This is a genomic window from Actinoplanes sichuanensis (assembly GCF_033097365.1).
In the GTDB taxonomy this organism is placed as follows: Bacteria; Actinomycetota; Actinomycetes; order Mycobacteriales; family Micromonosporaceae; genus Actinoplanes; species Actinoplanes sichuanensis.
On sequence record NZ_AP028461.1, the window covers coordinates 3328268 to 3344054 of the forward strand.

General features: G+C 71.9%; 16 protein-coding genes. 8 read left to right on the plus strand and 8 right to left on the minus strand.

All coding sequences use genetic code 11. The features are described 5' to 3' along the window. Positions 1–11: 11 nt before the first annotated feature. Genes Q0Z83_RS14945 through Q0Z83_RS14955 form a run of 3 tightly spaced genes read right to left on the minus strand, consistent with a single transcriptional unit; the run spans position 12 to position 2151 of the window. Positions 12–275, minus strand: coding sequence for an acyl carrier protein (locus Q0Z83_RS14945; protein WP_317794514.1), 264 nt, complete (start codon positions 273–275; stop codon positions 12–14). Next, positions 272–577 carry a hypothetical protein gene (locus tag Q0Z83_RS14950; protein WP_317794515.1) on the minus strand — a complete coding sequence of 102 codons (306 nt, stop codon included), beginning with the start codon at positions 575–577 and terminating at the stop codon, positions 272–274. Before Q0Z83_RS14950 ends, Q0Z83_RS14945 begins: the two co-directional genes overlap by 4 nt. Then, positions 574–2151, minus strand: coding sequence for a fatty acyl-AMP ligase (locus tag Q0Z83_RS14955; protein WP_317794516.1), 1578 nt, complete (start codon positions 2149–2151; stop codon positions 574–576). Before Q0Z83_RS14955 ends, Q0Z83_RS14950 begins: the two co-directional genes overlap by 4 nt. Before the next feature lie 304 nt (positions 2152–2455). Between Q0Z83_RS14955 and Q0Z83_RS14960 the strand changes: the two genes are divergently transcribed. From Q0Z83_RS14960 to Q0Z83_RS14970, 3 genes are all read left to right on the plus strand, one after another. Then, positions 2456–3643, plus strand: a complete 1188-nt coding sequence (locus tag Q0Z83_RS14960) for a cytochrome P450 (protein WP_317797081.1) — start codon at positions 2456–2458, stop codon at positions 3641–3643. Next, positions 3640–4200, plus strand: a complete 561-nt coding sequence (locus Q0Z83_RS14965) for an HD domain-containing protein (protein ID WP_317794517.1) — start codon at positions 3640–3642, stop codon at positions 4198–4200. Before Q0Z83_RS14960 ends, Q0Z83_RS14965 begins: the two co-directional genes overlap by 4 nt. 72 nt (positions 4201–4272) lie before the next feature. Further along, positions 4273–4713, plus strand: coding sequence for a GNAT family N-acetyltransferase (locus Q0Z83_RS14970; RefSeq protein WP_317794518.1), 441 nt, complete (start codon positions 4273–4275; stop codon positions 4711–4713). 46 nt (positions 4714–4759) lie between these two features. Here Q0Z83_RS14970 and Q0Z83_RS14975 read toward each other — a convergent pair whose 3' ends face one another. The 3 genes from Q0Z83_RS14975 to Q0Z83_RS14985 form a co-directional block, all read right to left on the minus strand. Beyond that, on the minus strand, positions 4760–5950 hold the full coding sequence (locus Q0Z83_RS14975) for a sensor domain-containing phosphodiesterase (protein ID WP_317794519.1): 1191 nt from the start codon (positions 5948–5950) through the stop codon (positions 4760–4762). Positions 5951–6096: 146 nt separating this feature from the next. After that, on the minus strand, positions 6097–7569 hold the full coding sequence (locus tag Q0Z83_RS14980; protein ID WP_317794520.1) for a DHA2 family efflux MFS transporter permease subunit: 1473 nt from the start codon (positions 7567–7569) through the stop codon (positions 6097–6099). A 12-nt stretch (positions 7570–7581) separates the two neighbouring features. Then, positions 7582–8688, minus strand: coding sequence for a helix-turn-helix domain-containing protein (locus tag Q0Z83_RS14985; protein WP_317794521.1), 1107 nt, complete (start codon positions 8686–8688; stop codon positions 7582–7584). Positions 8689–8819: 131 nt separating this feature from the next. Between Q0Z83_RS14985 and Q0Z83_RS14990 the strand changes: the two genes are divergently transcribed. The 3 genes from Q0Z83_RS14990 to Q0Z83_RS15000 are packed head-to-tail and all read left to right on the plus strand — an operon-like array spanning position 8820 to position 12303. Continuing rightward, positions 8820–10073, plus strand: coding sequence for a flavin-containing monooxygenase (locus Q0Z83_RS14990; protein WP_317794522.1), 1254 nt, complete (start codon positions 8820–8822; stop codon positions 10071–10073). Then, positions 10070–10975 carry an SDR family NAD(P)-dependent oxidoreductase gene (locus Q0Z83_RS14995; RefSeq protein ID WP_317794523.1) on the plus strand — a complete coding sequence of 302 codons (906 nt, stop codon included), beginning with the start codon at positions 10070–10072 and terminating at the stop codon, positions 10973–10975. Before Q0Z83_RS14990 ends, Q0Z83_RS14995 begins: the two co-directional genes overlap by 4 nt. After that, the gene (locus Q0Z83_RS15000; RefSeq protein ID WP_317794524.1) at positions 10972–12303 is read left to right on the plus strand and encodes an MFS transporter; all 1332 of its coding nucleotides are present in this window, start codon (positions 10972–10974) and stop codon (positions 12301–12303) included. The genes Q0Z83_RS14995 and Q0Z83_RS15000 overlap by 4 nt, the downstream gene beginning before the upstream one ends. 63 nt (positions 12304–12366) lie before the next feature. Here the strand turns inward: Q0Z83_RS15000 and Q0Z83_RS15005 are convergent, their stop codons facing one another. After that, complete coding sequence (locus Q0Z83_RS15005; protein ID WP_317794525.1) at positions 12367–12828, minus strand: hypothetical protein; 462 nt, start codon at positions 12826–12828, stop codon at positions 12367–12369. A 67-nt stretch (positions 12829–12895) separates the two neighbouring features. On the opposite strand from Q0Z83_RS15005, the gene Q0Z83_RS15010 reads away from it, so the two are divergent. After that, positions 12896–13672 carry an inositol monophosphatase family protein gene (locus tag Q0Z83_RS15010; protein WP_317794526.1) on the plus strand — a complete coding sequence of 259 codons (777 nt, stop codon included), beginning with the start codon at positions 12896–12898 and terminating at the stop codon, positions 13670–13672. Positions 13673–13802: 130 nt separating this feature from the next. Then, positions 13803–15083, plus strand: a complete 1281-nt coding sequence (locus Q0Z83_RS15015; protein ID WP_317794527.1) for a multidrug effflux MFS transporter — start codon at positions 13803–13805, stop codon at positions 15081–15083. Positions 15084–15106: 23 nt separating this feature from the next. Here the strand turns inward: Q0Z83_RS15015 and Q0Z83_RS15020 are convergent, their stop codons facing one another. Continuing rightward, a complete protein-coding gene (locus Q0Z83_RS15020) occupies positions 15107–15742 on the minus strand; it encodes a TetR/AcrR family transcriptional regulator (protein WP_317794528.1) in 636 nt (211 codons plus the stop codon). Positions 15743–15787 lie beyond the last annotated feature (45 nt).

Below are 15787 nucleotides of genomic sequence, written 5' to 3' on the forward strand. Positions count from 1 at the left end.
CTCGGTCTCCTTCAGGCGCGGGCGGCGGTCAGTTCGCGGCAGACCGCCACGAAGTCACCGACGGTGCTGATGGCGAACAGTTGCTCCTCGTCGATCTCGATGCCGAGTTCCAGCTCGACCCGGGCGACGATCTCCAGCATCACGATCGAGTCGACGTTGGTGAGCCCGGTGACCGGGTTCTCCAGCACCACCGCCTCCGGCGAGGTCTTGGCGACCTGGGCGATGATGCGCTGGATGGTGAGGAACGGCTCCTCAAGCGTGGTGGTGTCGGTCATCGGTTCGCCTCGCTCGGTTCGGTGGTGGTCGGCACAGGGGTGACGCGGAGGCTGAACGAGCGGCCGGCGCTGGCCCGGAAGCCGCCGATGCCGCCGGGCAGCGGAAGATAGTCGGGTTCGGGCACGTCGATGACCAGGCCCGGGGTCAGGCGGGCCGGGTTGAACCCGGCGACACCGCTGTTGTGGGCGACCAGCTCCAGGTAGCGGCGGGCGTCGCCGTACGCGACGAAGGCGATCTCGGTGATCGTGTCACCGTCCTGGATGGTGTACGGCTGGCCGATCACCGGTCCGGTATCACTCACGACGGGTCCTCTCCGGAGGGGTGGGCGGCGAGGGCGCCGCTGCGGTAGAGATGGGCGGCCAGGCGGCGGCGGACCTTGCCGGAGCTGGTCTTCGGGACGGCCCCGCGGCGTACCACGGTGACGCCGTGCACCGGCAGCGAGAACCGGGACCGGACCGCCTCGGCGACCCGGTCCGGCAGGTCGGTCATGGCCGGATAGCGGACCGCCTCGACCAGCACGTGTACGGCCTCGGAGTGCTCACCGTCGGTGGCGAACGCGGCGACCCCGCCGGGCCGGACCCCGTCGACGCGTTCGACGGCGTCCTCGATGTCGTGCGGGTGGTAGTTGCGGCCGTTCACGATGATCAGGTCCTTGACCCGGCCGGTGACGAACAGTTCGCCGTCGTCGAGGAACCCGGTGTCGCCGGTGTGCAGCCAGCCGTCGCGCCAGGTGGCGGCGGTGGCCTCCGGGTCGCCGTGGTACCCGCTGGCCAGATGACCGCAGCGCACCACGATCTCGTCGTCGACGATCCGGACCTCGGTACCCGGCATCGGACGGCCGGTGGAGGCCAGCTCCAGGTCGTCCACGCGGACGGTGCGCAGACCCTCGCCGGGCCGCCGGGTGGTGACCGCCAGGGTCGCCTCGGCCAGCCCGTAACAGGGGGTCAGCTGGGACGCCCGGAACCCGGCCGGCGCGTAGGCCCGGGCGAACGCCCGTAGCGTGCCGGCCCGGACCGGTTCGGCGCCGCAGCCGGCCACCCGCCACGCGGACAGGTCGAGCCCGTCCAGCACCTCGGGTGACGCCCGCTGCGCCAGCATCGCGTAGGCGAAGTTCGGCGCGTACGCGATCGTGCCGCGCACCTCCGACAGCAGGCGCAGGAAACCGGTCGGGTCACGGACGAACCGTTGCGGCGACAGGAACCACACCGGCGTCTGCGAGGCGACCGCCACGAAGACTTTCCCGATCAGGCCCATGTCGTGGTAGAGCGGCAGCCAGCTCACTCCGCGGTCGCGGTCGCCGTGCAGGTCGATCGCCTCGATCATGGCGAGGCTGTGCGCGACCAGGGCGCGGTGGCTCACCACGACACCCTTCGGATGGCCGGTGCTGCCGCTGGTGAACTGGATGAACGCCGGGTCGTCCGGATCGGGCTCGGCGTGCGGTCCCGGTTCGGCGGTGGTCAGGTCGGCGAACGTGGCCAGCCGGATCGGTAGGTCCGCCTCGGCCAGGATCTTCGCGACGGCCGGGCCGGCCAGACACAGTCCGGCCCCGGCGGTGGCACAGACACGACGCAGACCGTCCACATACGGCCCGCGCCGGCTGCCCGGCCCGGGTGCCGGATAGGGCACCGCCACGACTCCGGCCCGGAGTGCTGCCAGAATGGCCGGCACGAATTCTGACTCGTCGTTCAGTAATAGTGCCACCCGATCGCCGGACCGTATTCCGAGGCCCGCCCAGCGGGTCGCCAGATCTGCGGTAATACGGTTGACATCCGCGTACGAATAAGAAGTCCTGTCATTTCCGCCGAGGAATGTGAATCCTCGGTCCGGAACGGAGAGATCGCGCAGCAGATGCGCGAAAGATCGCCCGTGAGACACAGCAATCCCCGTCTGCCGTTGCCTGCGTGCGGTGGTTGCAAGCAGGCGCCGCGGCAGGATCTGTCTGCGCGCATGGTGGCCCCGTGCTCACCGATGCGGGACGATGAGAGAAACACCGTTCCCATGTCGGCGCTATCGTTCGTGGGCTCCATTGCCGAGGCCGACCATCGAAGACTCTATATCAGTAATCTTTTGCTTACAAGGCCGAAACCAAAGGCGCTTGAGCAGGCAATATATGTTGATCACGGTGAATGACCTCGGGTCGCGCGCCGGGGGAGCGGACACCGTGTGGTTGAGTGGCGTGATGGACTTCGAGACCGCGCTGGGATCACTGTTCACACCGGACGGGCGCCGGAATCCGTACCCGGCCTACGACGTGCTCCGCGAACACGCGCCGATCTTCTCCGGCCTGGACGGGCGCTGGTTCGTCACCACCCACGCGCTCACCAGCCGCCTGCTGCGCGACCCGAGCGTGCGGGTCGCCGACGCGGCCGTCTACGACTCGTTCTGGCCCGACTGGCGAGACAACCGGGGCGTCGCCTCGATCGTCCAGTCGATGCTGCTGACCAACCCGCCCGACCACACCCGCCTGCGCCGGGCCGCCGCCGCCACGTTCACCGCCCGCCGGGTCGCCGCGATGCGCGACATGATCACCGCCCAGGCCACCGACCTGATCAAGGCGATGCCGGAGCGGACCGACTTCGTCAGCGCGTTCGCCTACCCGCTGCCGATCGCGGTGATCTGCGCGCTGCTCGGTGTGCCGGACACCGACCGGAACTGGTTCCGGGAGCAGGCCGCCGACCTGACCGTCGTCCTCGAACCGATCAGCACCGAGGAGGAGATGGCCCGCGCCGACGCCGCCGGTCGGGAACTCGAGGACTACTTCATCGGCCTGATCGCCGAACGCCAGAAGGCACCCCGGGAAGACCTGACCAGCGCGCTGGCCGCCGCCGGGTCCGGGCTCACCGGCCAGGAGCTGCTCGCCAACCTGGTACTGATGCTGGTCGCCGGCTTCGAGACCACCACCAACCTGCTCGGCACCGGCCTGAAACTGCTGCTCGACCAGCCCGAGCAAGCCGCCCGGCTCCGCGCCGACCCGGAGCTCGCGCCCGCCTTCGTCGAAGAGATCCTGCGCTGGGACTCGCCGGTCCAGATGGCCGCCCGTTACGCCTCCGAACCGCTCGACCTCGGCGACGGCCTGCACCTGGCCGCCGGCGCCGACCTCAACCTGCTGCTCGGCTCGGCCAACCACGACCCGGAGCGCTACCCCGACCCGCACCGCTTCGACCCGGACCGGCCCAACATCCAGCCCGTCTCGTTCGGTGGCGGCGCCCACTACTGCCTCGGCGCTCCGCTGGCCCGGCTGGAGGCGCAGGTCGCGTTCCCGCTGCTGCTCACCATGCTGCCGCGGCTCGCCCTGGCCGGCGAGGCCCGCCTCCGGGACCGGCTCGTCCTGCGCGGTTACGCCGAGCTGCCGGTCACCACCGGATGAACACCGCCGATTTCCTGTACGAGGTGGGCGCGCTCAAACGGACCGCACGTACCGGCTGGGCGCTCGCCCGCCTCCCGAACCGTGAGTCGGTCGCGGACCACTCGTTCCGCACCGCGGTGATCGCGATGACCCTGGCCGCGATGTCCGGCGCCGACCCGGACCGGGCGGCCACCCTGGCGCTGCTGCACGACCTGCCGGAGGCCCGGCTCGGCGACATGCACCACCTGACCCGCCGCTACCTGGACGAGCCGAAACCGTTCCGCCGGGTGATCGACGACCAGACCGAGAACCTGCCCCCGCCGGTCCGCGAGGCGATCCGGTCCCGGGCCGCCCAGTGGCTCGACCAGGAGACCGCGGAGGCCCGCCTGGCCCGCGACGCCGACACCCTGGATTCGCTACTGCACGTCCGGGAGAGCCTGGCCGACCGCCCCGACCTGCGCGAACGCTGGGAGGAGTATCTGTCAGCCGCAGTGACGACCGAGGCGGGCCGCACGATGATGGCCGAGATCCGCGCCACCGACCCGGACGCGTGGTGGCCCCGAACCGTCTCCACCTAGCCACGCCGCGCCGGTGCCGGACTGCGGCGACGCGCCGCCCGCCGGTGATCTCCGGGGACATATGGTCTGGGGATGCACATCCGGCCGATCCACCACGGCGACGCGGCTCGTCTCGCCGTCCTGCTCGACCAGCTCGGCTTCCCGTCGGCCGAGCGGGAGGTGCGGCAGCGCCTCGACTACTGGCTGGGTGACCGGGCCGGCGCGCTGCTCGGCGCCGACGACGACGGCACCCTGGTCGGCATGGCCGCCCTGCACATCACCCCGCTGCTGGAGGTGACCGGCAAGTTCGGGCGGCTGGCCGCACTGGTCGTCGACGAGGCGGTCCGCGGCCGCGGTGTCGGGCGGATGCTGATCCTGGCCGCCGAGGAGCGCGCCCGCGCCGCCGGTTGTCTGTACGTCGAGGTGAACAGCAGCAACCACCGCGAGTCGGCGCACCTGTTCTACGAGAGCCTCGGTTTCACCGACAGCCGCGAGACGTCCCGCCGCTTCGTCCGGCCCCTGCAGGGCACCTGACCAGCGGCAGCACCGTCGACCTCGCCGACCCGCTGCCGAGTGATGCTCAGTGACCGGCCGGAGCGAGGGCGTATTCGTCGCTCAGGTCCGCGGCCGGGACCGCCCGGTCGAACAGCCAACCCTGCCCGAGCTGGACGCCCAGCGAGGTCAGTTCGGCCGCATCCGCCGCGGTCTCGATGCCCTCGGCGACCACGGTGGCGCCGATCGCGCCGGCCAGGTCGACCAGGGCCCGCACGACCACCGCCAGCACACGGTCATCGGCGACCCCACTGATGATGCTGCGGTCGAGTTTGATGACGTCCGGGCTGGTGGCGACGATGTGCCGCAGCGAGGAGTAGCCGGCGCCGACGTCGTCGACGGCCAGCCGCATGTTCCGAGCCCGCAACGGCGCCAACACCGCGCGCAGGTGGTCGTAGTCGTCGACGGGGTCGTGCTCCGACAATTCGAGCACGATCCGGTCCAGCGGCAACCCGGCCAGAAACACCGCCCCGGCCTCGGAGAACAAGGTAGCGGGGGAGATGTTCATGGCGATGTACCCGGACACGTCGGGCAGGTGGTCGGCGGCCTGGCGCAGTGCGGCCAGTTCGAGGGGTATCCGTTCGCCGATCAGTTCGGCGTCGGCGAAGACCTCGTCCGGAGGCTGTCCCCATTCCTGCGGGAACCGGCTCAGCGCCTCCGCACCGACCCGGCGGCCGCCGGCCAGCTCGACGATCGGCTGCAGAAGAACCACCGGGCCACCCCGGTCGAGCAGGGGACGCAACCGGCTCTCGATGGCGGCATTGCGGCGGCGCTTGTCGATGTCCGGTTCCAGGATCATGGCGGCGGCGTGGGCCAGCACCTCCATCAGCGCCCGGTCGCGGTCGGTAAGCTGCGGGTCCGCCTGCAGTCCGGCGCCACAGAACGTGCCGTACACGGTGCCGTCGCTCAACTCGACCGGCGCCGAGATGTAGCTGCGTATCCCGGCTGCGGCGCCGGGCAGGCTCATCGCCAGCGGGAACAGAGTGACGTCCGGCATCACCGGGGGTAGGGCGCCATCCAGGATCGCCTGACAGAACGTGGTCTCCTGAGGGTGCATCGTGCCCTCCAGCGCCGCGAACGCCAGATCCGAGTCGATCACTTCGAGGTGTTGAGTCGTACCGTCCAGGCGGCTCAGGAAGGTCAGATCCATGCCGAGTGACTTACGGGCGGTGTGCAGCAACTCCGCCACCTGCCCGGCCGCTTCCGAGCGTTCCGGCATCACCGCCTCCTCGTGACCCGCGACAGTCTCCCAGACCTCACATCGGCGCCGGACCCGCGACCCTGAGCCGGAGAACCGGGGCGGAATGGCGTCATCGGGTGCGGGCGTTCCGAGGAGGTCGTGCTCCTCCATCAGCACCGCCGCCACTACCGGGTCTCCGAGCGGTCGCCCTCCTCGGGAGTCGGATGGACCGGTGGGCTGCACGGGTCGCAGAACGTCTTCACCGGGGTGTGTGCGGTCAGACGATTCGGGATCAGGAACCAGGCCAGCACGCCGCCGCAGGTCATCAGCGCCGCGCACAGCAGCATCGCGTGGCGGTAGACCGGCGACAGCACCGCCGGGTCGGTGAGGCTGCCCGCGCCCAGCCCGGCCGCCAGCGGCAGCACCGCCACGGCGAGCAGGCTCGCGGCCCGGGCCACCGCGTTGTTGACCCCGGAGGCGATTCCGGCGTACGAGTCGTCGAGCGCACCCAGCGCGGTCGCTGTCAGAGGTGCCACCAGCAGGCACAACCCGAGACCGAACAGGATCACCGGGGGCAGCACGTCGGTGAGATAGGAGGCGTCCGCCCCGATCCGGGACAGCCAGGCCAACGCCGCCGCGCACACCAGCGGGCCGGCCGTCATCGGGATCCGCGGGCCGATCCGCTGCCCGAGCGCCCCGGCCCGGGCCGACAGCAGCAGCATCAGCACCGTCACCGGCAGCAGCGCCACCCCGCTGGCCAGCGGCGGGAACCCGGCCACCACCTGAAGGTTCACGACGACCAGCAGGAACACGCCGCCGTTGGCCGCGTACACCAGGAAGGTGACCAGGTTCGCTCCGCTGAACGCCCGGGACCGGAAGATCCGCAGCGGCAGCATCGGATGTGCCGACCGGCGTTCCACCAGCACGAACGAAACCAACCCGGCCACCCCGATCGCCAGGGACACCAGCACGACCGGATCGCCCGGCCCGTGTTCCGGCCAGGCGGTGAAACCGTAGGTGAGCCCGCCCAGTCCGGCCGCTCCGGTGAGGAGCCCGGCGAGGTCCAGCCGCCGGGCGGCCGCCGGGTTGCTCGACTCCGGGACGTGTCGGGCGGCCACCCACAGCACGATCGCCGCGATCGGCACGTTGATCAGGAAGATCAGCCGCCAGCTGCCGGTCTGCACCAGCCAGCCGCCGAGGAACGGGCCGAGCGCGCCGCCGATGCCGCCCAGCCCGGACCACGCGCCGATCGCCTTGGCCCGGTCCTCGGGCGCGAACGACGCCTCCAGGATCGCGAGCGCGCCGGGCGTCAGCAGCGCCCCGCCGATGCCCTGCAGGATCCGGGCCGCGATCAGCAGTTCGATCGTCGGCGCCAGGCCGCACAGCAGCGACGCGACGGCGAACCAGGCCACCCCGCCGAGGAACACCCGCCGCCGGCCGTACCGGTCACTGAGCGACCCGCCGAGCAGCACCAGCGAGGCGAGACTCAACGCGTACCCGTTGACCGTCCACTGCAGGCCGGCGCTGTCCGCGTCGAGTTTGCGGCCGATCTCGGACAGCGCGATGTTGACCACCGTCGCGTCGATGAACGCCAGGCTGGAGCCGAGCACGGTGGCCAGCAACACCCACCGCCCGGCCGCCGACCGGTAAGACAGCACGCTCGACCCCTCTCAGGTCGCTTCCCGGAGCCAGGTGCGGCACAGCCACCAGGCGTTCACGGCACCGAACGTGCCCGCCGGGTCGATGCCGGTCACCTCGGTGAACCGGCGGACCCGGTTGCGGACGGTGTTCGGGTGCACGAACAGCCTGCCACCCGCCACGGTGACGTCCCGATCGGCCTCCAACCAGGCCAGCACGGCGTGCGCGACGGGTTCGGCGTTCGGCCCCAGACCGGCCCACGCCCGGCGGTGCCGGTCGAGCAGCGCGGCGGCCAGGTCGGCCCGGGCGGTGAGCGCCGCCTGCCACGCCACCCCGGCGATGTGCACGGCGCCGGTCTGCCCGGTCTGCTCGGCGGTGACCAGGGCGGCCAGGGCGAGACGCCGCATCGGCGCCATCTTGTCCGGCGCGGCCGGCCCGGCCAGCCCGGCGGTCTGCTCCCGTACCGACGGCGCCCGGGACAGCACCCCGACGAACAGGTCGTCGACTTTGCCGCACACCACCGGCGGCTGTTCGCGCAGCACCCGTTCGTCGAAGCCGGGCCGGGCGACCAGCACCCACAGGCTCTCGTCGGCCGGCAGGCCCGCCTCGGCGACCGCCAGCGCCGCCGCCGAGCCACCCTGCAGCAGCCGCCGCAGGATCGCCGCGTCCCGGTTGCCGGGCCGCGGATCGGCCAGCGCCTTCGTGGCCCGGTGCGCCGAGATCAGCCGGCCGCGGACCGCGTCGGCCCAGTCGTCGTACAGCTCGCGGGCGTCCAGGAGCCGTTCCGCGCTGACCCCCTCGGATCGGCCCACCTCGCGGGCCCGCGCCCAGATCGCCCGCTCGGCCACATGGATGGCACCGAGCACCGCCTCGATCGGCACCCCCTGCCGGGCCCGGGTCACACCGAGTTCCGCCACGAACGACAACTCGGCCTCGGTCGGCCCGCGCCGGTCGGCCAGCGCCCGGGTGGCCGCGGTGAGCAGCGCCCGGGTGTGCCCGGCGATGTCCGACGGCGGCAGCACCGCCACCTCCCGGACGGTCGCGCGGACCCCGGAGATCACCGACGGCAGCAGGTCCTCGTCGCCCATCACCCGCTCGATGAGGTCGATCATGGCCGTCCAGTCGTCACGATCGCTCATGCCGACATGCTGCCGTGCCGTTGTGGTGGCCCACAACCACAACGTGAAACGGCGTGGCGTACGCCATGTTCCGCCCGGCGGTCGGCGCCTACGGTTTTGGCCAGCGCTACAACGTCGGTGGGAGAAGTTCCATGCGTGTCGCCGTGATCGGCGCGGGAGCGGCCGGCCTCGCCACACTCAAGGCCCTGCTCGACGCCGGTTGCGACCCGGTCGGTTACGAACGCATGGACCGGCCCGGTGGCCTGTGGACCGACACCTACGCCTCCCTGCACCTGAACACCAGCAGGGGTCGCACCGAGTTCGCCGACCATCCGATGCCCGCCGACTGGCCCGACTACCCGTCGGCCGGCCGGGTCGCCGGATACCTCGCCGACTACGCCGCCCGGTTCGGGCTCACCCCGCACATCAGGTTCGGCACGACCGTCACCCGCGTGGAACCCGGCTGGACGGTCACCACCGCCGACGGTGACACCGAACGGTTCGACGCGGTGGTCGTCGCCAACGGCCACAACTGGTCACCGCGGCTGCCGTCACCCGGCTATCCGGGCACGTTCGACGGTGTGCAGATGCACGCCCACGACTACCGCACGCCGGAGGTCTTCCGGGACCGGCGGGTCCTGGTCGTCGGGATGGGCAACTCGGCCATGGACATCGCCGTCGACGCGTCGCACACCGCCCGCGGGCCGGTTCTGCTCTCCGCCCGGCACGGCGTCCACATCGTGCCGAAATACCTGTTCGGACGCCCGGCGGACGCCACCGGCGGCGCCCTCGCGGGCCTTCCCTGGCGGTTGCGGCAGGCGATCGCCGAGACGTTGCTGCGGGTCGCGGTCGGGACCCCGCAGCGGTACGGGCTACCGGCGCCCAGAGGTGGCCTGTTCCAGAACCACCCGACCGTCAGTGACACGATCCTGCACCGGATCACCCACGGGGAGGTCGTCGCGCGGCCCGCCATCGACCGTCTCGACGGGGCGAAGGTGGAGTTCACCGACGGAACGGTCGACGCCGTCGACGTCATCGTGTGGGCGACCGGCTACCGCGTACACATCCCGTTCCTGTCCGCCGCCTGGCGGGGCGCGGATCCGGAGAGCCTGCCGCTCTACCGGAGGGTCTTCCATCTGGACGATCCGTCGCTGGCGTTCGTCGGGCTGATGCAGTCCACCGGCGCCGCGTTCCCGGTCGTCGAGGCGCAGGCCAAGCTCGTCGCCGCGTACCTCGCCGGGTCCTATGATCTGCCCCCGGCCGACGTCCGGCGTCGCGCCGTCGAACGCGCCCTGCGCGCCGCCGTCGCCCGCTGGGGCCCGGATGCCCGGCCGCACATGCGCGTCGACTTCGACACCTACATCGCCGAACTCACCCGCGAGATCGCCCGAGGAGCACATCGATGAGCGCCCGCGACCCCCGCGGAATGCGTGTCCTGGTCACCGGCGCGTCCGGGACGTTCGGCCGGGCGATCAGCGCCCGCCTGGACGGTCTCGGCGCCCGCGTCGTCGGCCTGGACCGCGCGCCCCGCGTCAACGACCCGGTCGAGGTCCTGCCCTGCGACATCACCGACGACGACGCCGTCCGTGCCGCCGTGGCCGAGGCGATCGAGCTGCTCGGCGGGCTCGACCTGCTGGTCAACAACGCCGGAGTCGGCGGGCCCGCGCCCGCGGAGCTGTCACCCGGCGCCGAGGTGCGCCGGCAGCTCGACATCAACCTGCTGGGCACCTGGCGGGTCACCGCCGCCTGTGTCGACGAGCTGGTCGCCGCGCGCGGGCGGATCGTGATGCTGGCCTCGCGGATGGCGGTCATGCAGCTTCCCCTGGCGGCGGCCTACGGCGCTTCGAAAAGGGCCATGGTGGCGTACGCCGACGCGCTCCGCCTCGAGCTCGGCACCCACGTCGGCGTGACCTGCGTGTATCCGTCGGCGGTCCGCAGCCCCATTCACGACTCCACCGCCGAGGCCGGGCTCTCGCTGGAGGGCATGAGTCGGTACGAGCCACTGGACGGGGTGGTCGACACCGTGCTGCGGGCCGCGCTCAGCCGTCGGGTGCGCCGGGATCTGCCCACCACCCGGCGCGGGGCCGTCGAGTTCTTCCTGGCCCGCCACCTGCCCGCGCTCACCGACCGGATCGTGGCCCGGACCCTCGCCGGCCGGGTCCGCTCCGGAGCGTTCGGCGACGCCGCCCTCGCCGCCGGGGTGGTGGCCCGCCACGGCGACGCCCGGCTCACCGGCGGCGGTGCCGCCCGCAACGGGGATGGCCGGCTCACCGCCGACGGTGTCGCCCGCCACGGGGACGGCCGGTGAGCGTCCGGCGTGGTGACCTGGTCCGGTACGCCACCGGTTCGGTCGGGATGGGTGTCTGGGTCACGGTTCCCGGACTGCTGCTGTTGTACTTCCTCACCCACACGCTCGGCGTGCCGCCCGCGGTGGCCGGGCTCACGCTGCTCCTACCCAAGATCATCGATGTGGTCGTTCACCCGTACCTCGGAAGCCGCTCCGACCGCGCCGCCCGGCGCACCGGCGACCGGATCGGGATGCTCCGCGCCGGACTTCTGCTCGCCGTGGCGATGGCCGGGATGTTCTCCGTTCCGGCCGGGCTGTCCGGGGCGCCGGCGGCGCTGTGGGTGGGTGGCTGGTTCATCGCCGGGAACCTGCTGTTCGCCTGCTTCCAGGTGCCGTACCTGACCACGCCGTCGGACCTGCGGGTCGGCTACCACGAACGCACCCGGGTCTTCATGGTCCGGATGCTGTTCCTGACGCTCGGTCTGCTCGGGGCCGGGGTGGCCGCGCCCGCTCTGGTCGCCGCCGGAGGCCGTGGCGACTACGCCCGGATGGCCGTCCTGCTGTCGGTGGTGATGGTGGTGTCCGGGCTGGTCGCCATCACCGGGGTGCGCCGCCTGACCGCCCACGCCGGGTTCCGCGCGCCCGCCGCATCGCACTCCACCCGGGCCGACGTCGCCGCCGCCTGGCGGGACCGGGACTTCCGGGCGCTCGTGCTGTCCTACCTGTTCACCGGCACCACCACGCACCTGTTCCTGGCCGCTCTGCCGTTCTACACCGAGTACGTCTTCGAGAACACCAAGCTCACCGCGGTGTTCATGGGGGCGTTCCTGGGGCCGGCGGTGATCGCCGGGCCGGTGTGGGCCAGGGTGTCCCGCCGCATCGGCAAACAGCGCGGGCTGCTCGTCTCCCAAGGGGTGTTCGTCGCCGGGTCGCTGGCGCCGCTGTCCGGTTACGGTCTCGTCCCGGCCGTGATCATGGTGGTCGCGCTGGGTGTCGCGTTCGCCGGGCTGCAACTGTTCGCCTTCTCGATGGTCCCGGACGCGGTCGCCGCCGCGGCCGTCCAGGACACCACGCGGGCCGGCGCCTACACCGGCGTGTGGACGGCCACCGAAGCCACCGGAACCGCCATCGGCCCCTACCTGTACGCGGCCGTCCTCGCCGCGGGCGGGTTCCTCGCCACCACCGACGGCCAGGCGGTCGCCCAGCCCTCGTCGGCGCGGACGGCGCTGCTGCTCGGTTTCACCGTGGTCCCGGCGGCGTTGATGGCGGTGGCCCTGTTCTTCCAGCTCCGCTGGACCCTGGACCGCCCGGACACTCCGGCGGTCCCGCCGCCCGCCCTCCACCCGTAGCCGCGCGCGGCTCGCGTCTGCAGTGCGCGGCCCGCGTCTGCCGCGGCAGGCGCGCCCTCTGTCTCAGGTGTCGTAGCAGCCGTCCCAGGGCGGGTCGAAACCCAACTCGTCCGGCAGGAACTCCGCATGATCCTCGCCGTCGTAGTCCTCGGACCGGTCGACCAGCCCGAAGGTGTGACCCTCGAAATCGACGTGGAACAGCTTGATGGCGATATCGGTGGAGACACGCCCGGGCAGGCTCGTCAGCCACTCGGCGAGGCGTGCCTCGGCCCGCTCGACGGAGGCGTCCTCGTGCTCACTGGTGCCGGCGCACCAGATCTGCGAGCCGGTATGGCCACCGTCCGAGCCGAACCGGTGCAGCACCGCATACCACCGCTTGTGGCGGACCCAGTCGTCGGTCGCCCCGGCGCCGTCCGCGAGGGTGGCCGTGACGGAGCCGAAGAACTGCCCGCCCTCGTAGGTGCCGATCGCATCGGTCCGGTAGCCCGGCTCGTACGCGATCGGAATCAGCTCAGGAATCGCCATGACCACGATGCTAGGTGGGGGGTATGACAACGCGGCCGGAAGGCGCCACCGGCTAGCCTGAGCGGTGATGAGCAGAGATCTTGAGGGTGCGCGGGAGCTTGTTGTCGGACTCGCCGTGCAGGCGGGGCGGCTTCAGATCGAGCGGCGGGACACGTTGCGGATGGGGGCGCCCAAGGCGCATGCCAACGACGTCGTCTCGGACGTCGACATCGCCAGTGAGCGGCTCATCGTGGAGGCGATCCACGCGGTCTGGCCGGACGACGCCGCGCAGGCCGAGGAAGGGCACGGGCGGGCCGGCGCAAGCGGCTGGACCTGGATCGTCGACCCGCTCGACGGGACCCGCAACTATGTCAGCCGGACCGGGCCGTGGTCGGTGTGCATCGCGCTCTACCAGGGGGACCAACCCCGGATGGCGGTCGTGCACGATCCGGCCGCGGACGAGACGTTCAGCGCCGTCGACGGTGGCGGGGCGCTGCTCAACGGTGAGCCGATCCACGCGTCGAGCGGGCCGCCGCTGGCGGAGGCGCTGGTCGGGGTCAGTTTCCAGCCGAACCCGAGGACCAAGGAGCGGGCCGGCCGGGTGCTGCGTGAGCTGCTGCCGGTCTCCGGTGACATCCGGCGGGTCCCGGCCGCGCTCAATCTCGTCTACCAGGCGGCCGGCCGGCTCGACGGCGGGCTGGCCCTCGACACGAACCTCTGGGACATCGCGGCCGGCGCGCTGATCGCCCGGGAGGCGGGTGTGACGCTCGGCGGCCACGGCCCCGACTTCACCACCGAACTCACCATCGGCGCTGCGCCGGCGCTGTGGGCGGAACTCTCCGCGAAGGTCCGCGCGGTGGCGTAGCAGGCGACGTTCAGGGTTGCGCGCGGTAGCGTAGCGGGCGGCGTCACGGGGCCGTGCGGTGGCTTTGTGAGCAGCGTTACCTTCCGGGCGAGGGTGGAAGATCCCGGGTGGGGGCCGACTTGTCGGTGAGGTGGCCTCAACTCGCACCCTGACCCCGCCCGACGACGACCTGTCGCCCGGTGAGCTGCTGCCCGCCGGGCGCCGATTCCGGATCGTTCTCGTGCTCGGCCTGCTGACCGCGCTCGGGCCGCTCACCATCGACATGTACCTGCCGTCGCTGCCGGCGATCACCACCGACCTGCAGACGACCGCCGCGGCGGTGCAGCTCACCCTGACCGGCACCCTGATCGGCCTGGCGTTCGGCCAGTTGCTGGTCGGCCCGCTGTCCGACGCGTTCGGTCGGCGCTGGCCCCTGTTGGCGGGCATCGCCGTACACATGCTCGCCTCGGTCTTCTGTGTGATCGCGCCGAACGTGGCGGTCCTCGGCGCGCTGCGGGTGCTGCAGGGGCTCGGCGCGGCGGCCGCCGCCGTGGTCGCCATGGCGATGGTCCGTGACCTGTTCACCGACAACGCGGCGGCCCGGCTGTTCTCCCGGTTGATGCTGGTCGTCGGGGTAGCCCCGATCCTCGCCCCGACCGTGGGCGGCCTGGTCCTGAACTGGACGTCGTGGCGCGGCGTGTTCGTGGTGCTGACCGTCGTCGCGGTCTCGATCAGCGCGGTGTCCGGGCTGGTGCTGCCGGAGACGCTGGCGCCGGAGAACCGCCGCAACGGGGGAGTGCTCGGCACCCTCCGTGACTACGGCCGGCTGTTCACCGACCGGGTGTACGTCGGCCTGATCCTGGTCGCCGGGCTGGCCATGGCGGCGCTGTTCGCCTACGTGAGCGGCTCGTCCTACGTCTTCCAGGACGGGTACGGCATGAGCGAGCAGCAGTTCGCACTGATCTTCGCCGGCGGCGCGGTCGGCCTGATCGGGGCCACCCAGTTCAACGTGCGGTTGCTGCGCCGCTGGACGCCTCAGCAGATCATGAGTGTCGCGCTGGTCGCCGGTCTGCTGTTCGGCGCGGTGTTCCTGGTGTTGGCGATCACCGGGGTGGGCGGTCTGGCCGGCATCCTGATCCCGCTGTGGCTGGTCCTGGCCACGGTCGGCCTGGCCATGCCGAACGCTCCGGCCCTGGCGCTGTCCCGGCACGGCGAGGCGGCGGGCACCGCGGCGGCCCTGCTCGGCGCGGTCCAGTTCGGCGTCGGTGCCCTCGCGGCCCCGCTGGTCGGTGTCCTGGGGGTCGGCGAGGTGGCGATGGCGATCGTGGTCTTCGGCGGGATGCTGGCGGCGACCCTGGTCTGCTTCCTGGTGGTCCGGCCGCACCGGCTGCCCGCCCACCAGCCGACCCGGGTGGTCGCGGTCGCCCACTGATCTCCTGGTCGCCCAACGATCTTCTACGAGCTGCGGGGACCCCGGAGGCCGATCGCCGCGGCCCAGAGCCGGGACAGGTGGTCGACCATCTTCTCGGCGTCCAGGGGTTCCCGCAGCTCGTTGATGATCACCGCGACCTGCTCGACCATGCCGCCGAGCGCGATCGCCGTCAGCCGGGGGTCGAGATCCGGATCGGCGAGCCCGGCCGTCTGCAACCGTCGGATGCCCTCGGCGCTGCGGCCGACGTAGAACTCGCGGATCTCCAGCAGCAGGGCGCGTAGCGTGTCGTCCAGGTAGGCGCCGTGCTCGACCATCCGGAGCACCTTCGCGGCCCGGCCGGTGGCGGCCAGATAGCGGCGGTTCGCCTCGACGATCCGTGCGTACGGATCCTCGAGGGTGTCCGGCACCAGGCTGGCGGTGATCATCTCGTCGGCCGCCGCCTGCACGATCTTGCGCAGCAGATCGTCCTTGGATTCGAAGTACGTGTAGAAGGTCCCGTAGGACACCCCGGCGGCCTGGGTGACCGCCTCGGGGGTGAATCCCGCCCAACCGTGCTCCTCGATCACCTCCCGACCGGCGACGATCAGCGCGTCATGTGTCCGCCGGCCCCTGGCCGTGGTCGGTGCCGCCGGAGCGGGGTTGGTTCGTGCTCGTCCCATCGGACACCCCCGGATAACTTGACTACTTTGTCAGAAAGTCTAGTG

Coding starts and splice junctions, on each gene's coding strand:
- Q0Z83_RS14985 (WP_317794521.1), bottom strand. CDS start 8,688: ATGAGCGATCGTGACGACTGGACGGCCATGATCGACCTCATCGAGCGG.
- Q0Z83_RS15005 (WP_317794525.1), bottom strand. CDS start 12,828: ATGGCGATTCCTGAGCTGATTCCGATCGCGTACGAGCCGGGCTACCGG.
- Q0Z83_RS15020 (WP_317794528.1), bottom strand. CDS start 15,742: ATGGGACGAGCACGAACCAACCCCGCTCCGGCGGCACCGACCACGGCC.
- Q0Z83_RS14945 (WP_317794514.1), bottom strand. CDS start 275: ATGACCGACACCACCACGCTTGAGGAGCCGTTCCTCACCATCCAGCGC.
- Q0Z83_RS14990 (WP_317794522.1), top strand. CDS start 8,820: ATGCGTGTCGCCGTGATCGGCGCGGGAGCGGCCGGCCTCGCCACACTC.
- Q0Z83_RS14970 (WP_317794518.1), top strand. CDS start 4,273: ATGCACATCCGGCCGATCCACCACGGCGACGCGGCTCGTCTCGCCGTC.
- Q0Z83_RS14965 (WP_317794517.1), top strand. CDS start 3,640: ATGAACACCGCCGATTTCCTGTACGAGGTGGGCGCGCTCAAACGGACC.
- Q0Z83_RS14960 (WP_317797081.1), top strand. CDS start 2,456: ATGGACTTCGAGACCGCGCTGGGATCACTGTTCACACCGGACGGGCGC.
- Q0Z83_RS14995 (WP_317794523.1), top strand. CDS start 10,070: ATGAGCGCCCGCGACCCCCGCGGAATGCGTGTCCTGGTCACCGGCGCG.
- Q0Z83_RS15010 (WP_317794526.1), top strand. CDS start 12,896: ATGAGCAGAGATCTTGAGGGTGCGCGGGAGCTTGTTGTCGGACTCGCC.
- Q0Z83_RS14975 (WP_317794519.1), bottom strand. CDS start 5,950: ATGCCGGAACGCTCGGAAGCGGCCGGGCAGGTGGCGGAGTTGCTGCAC.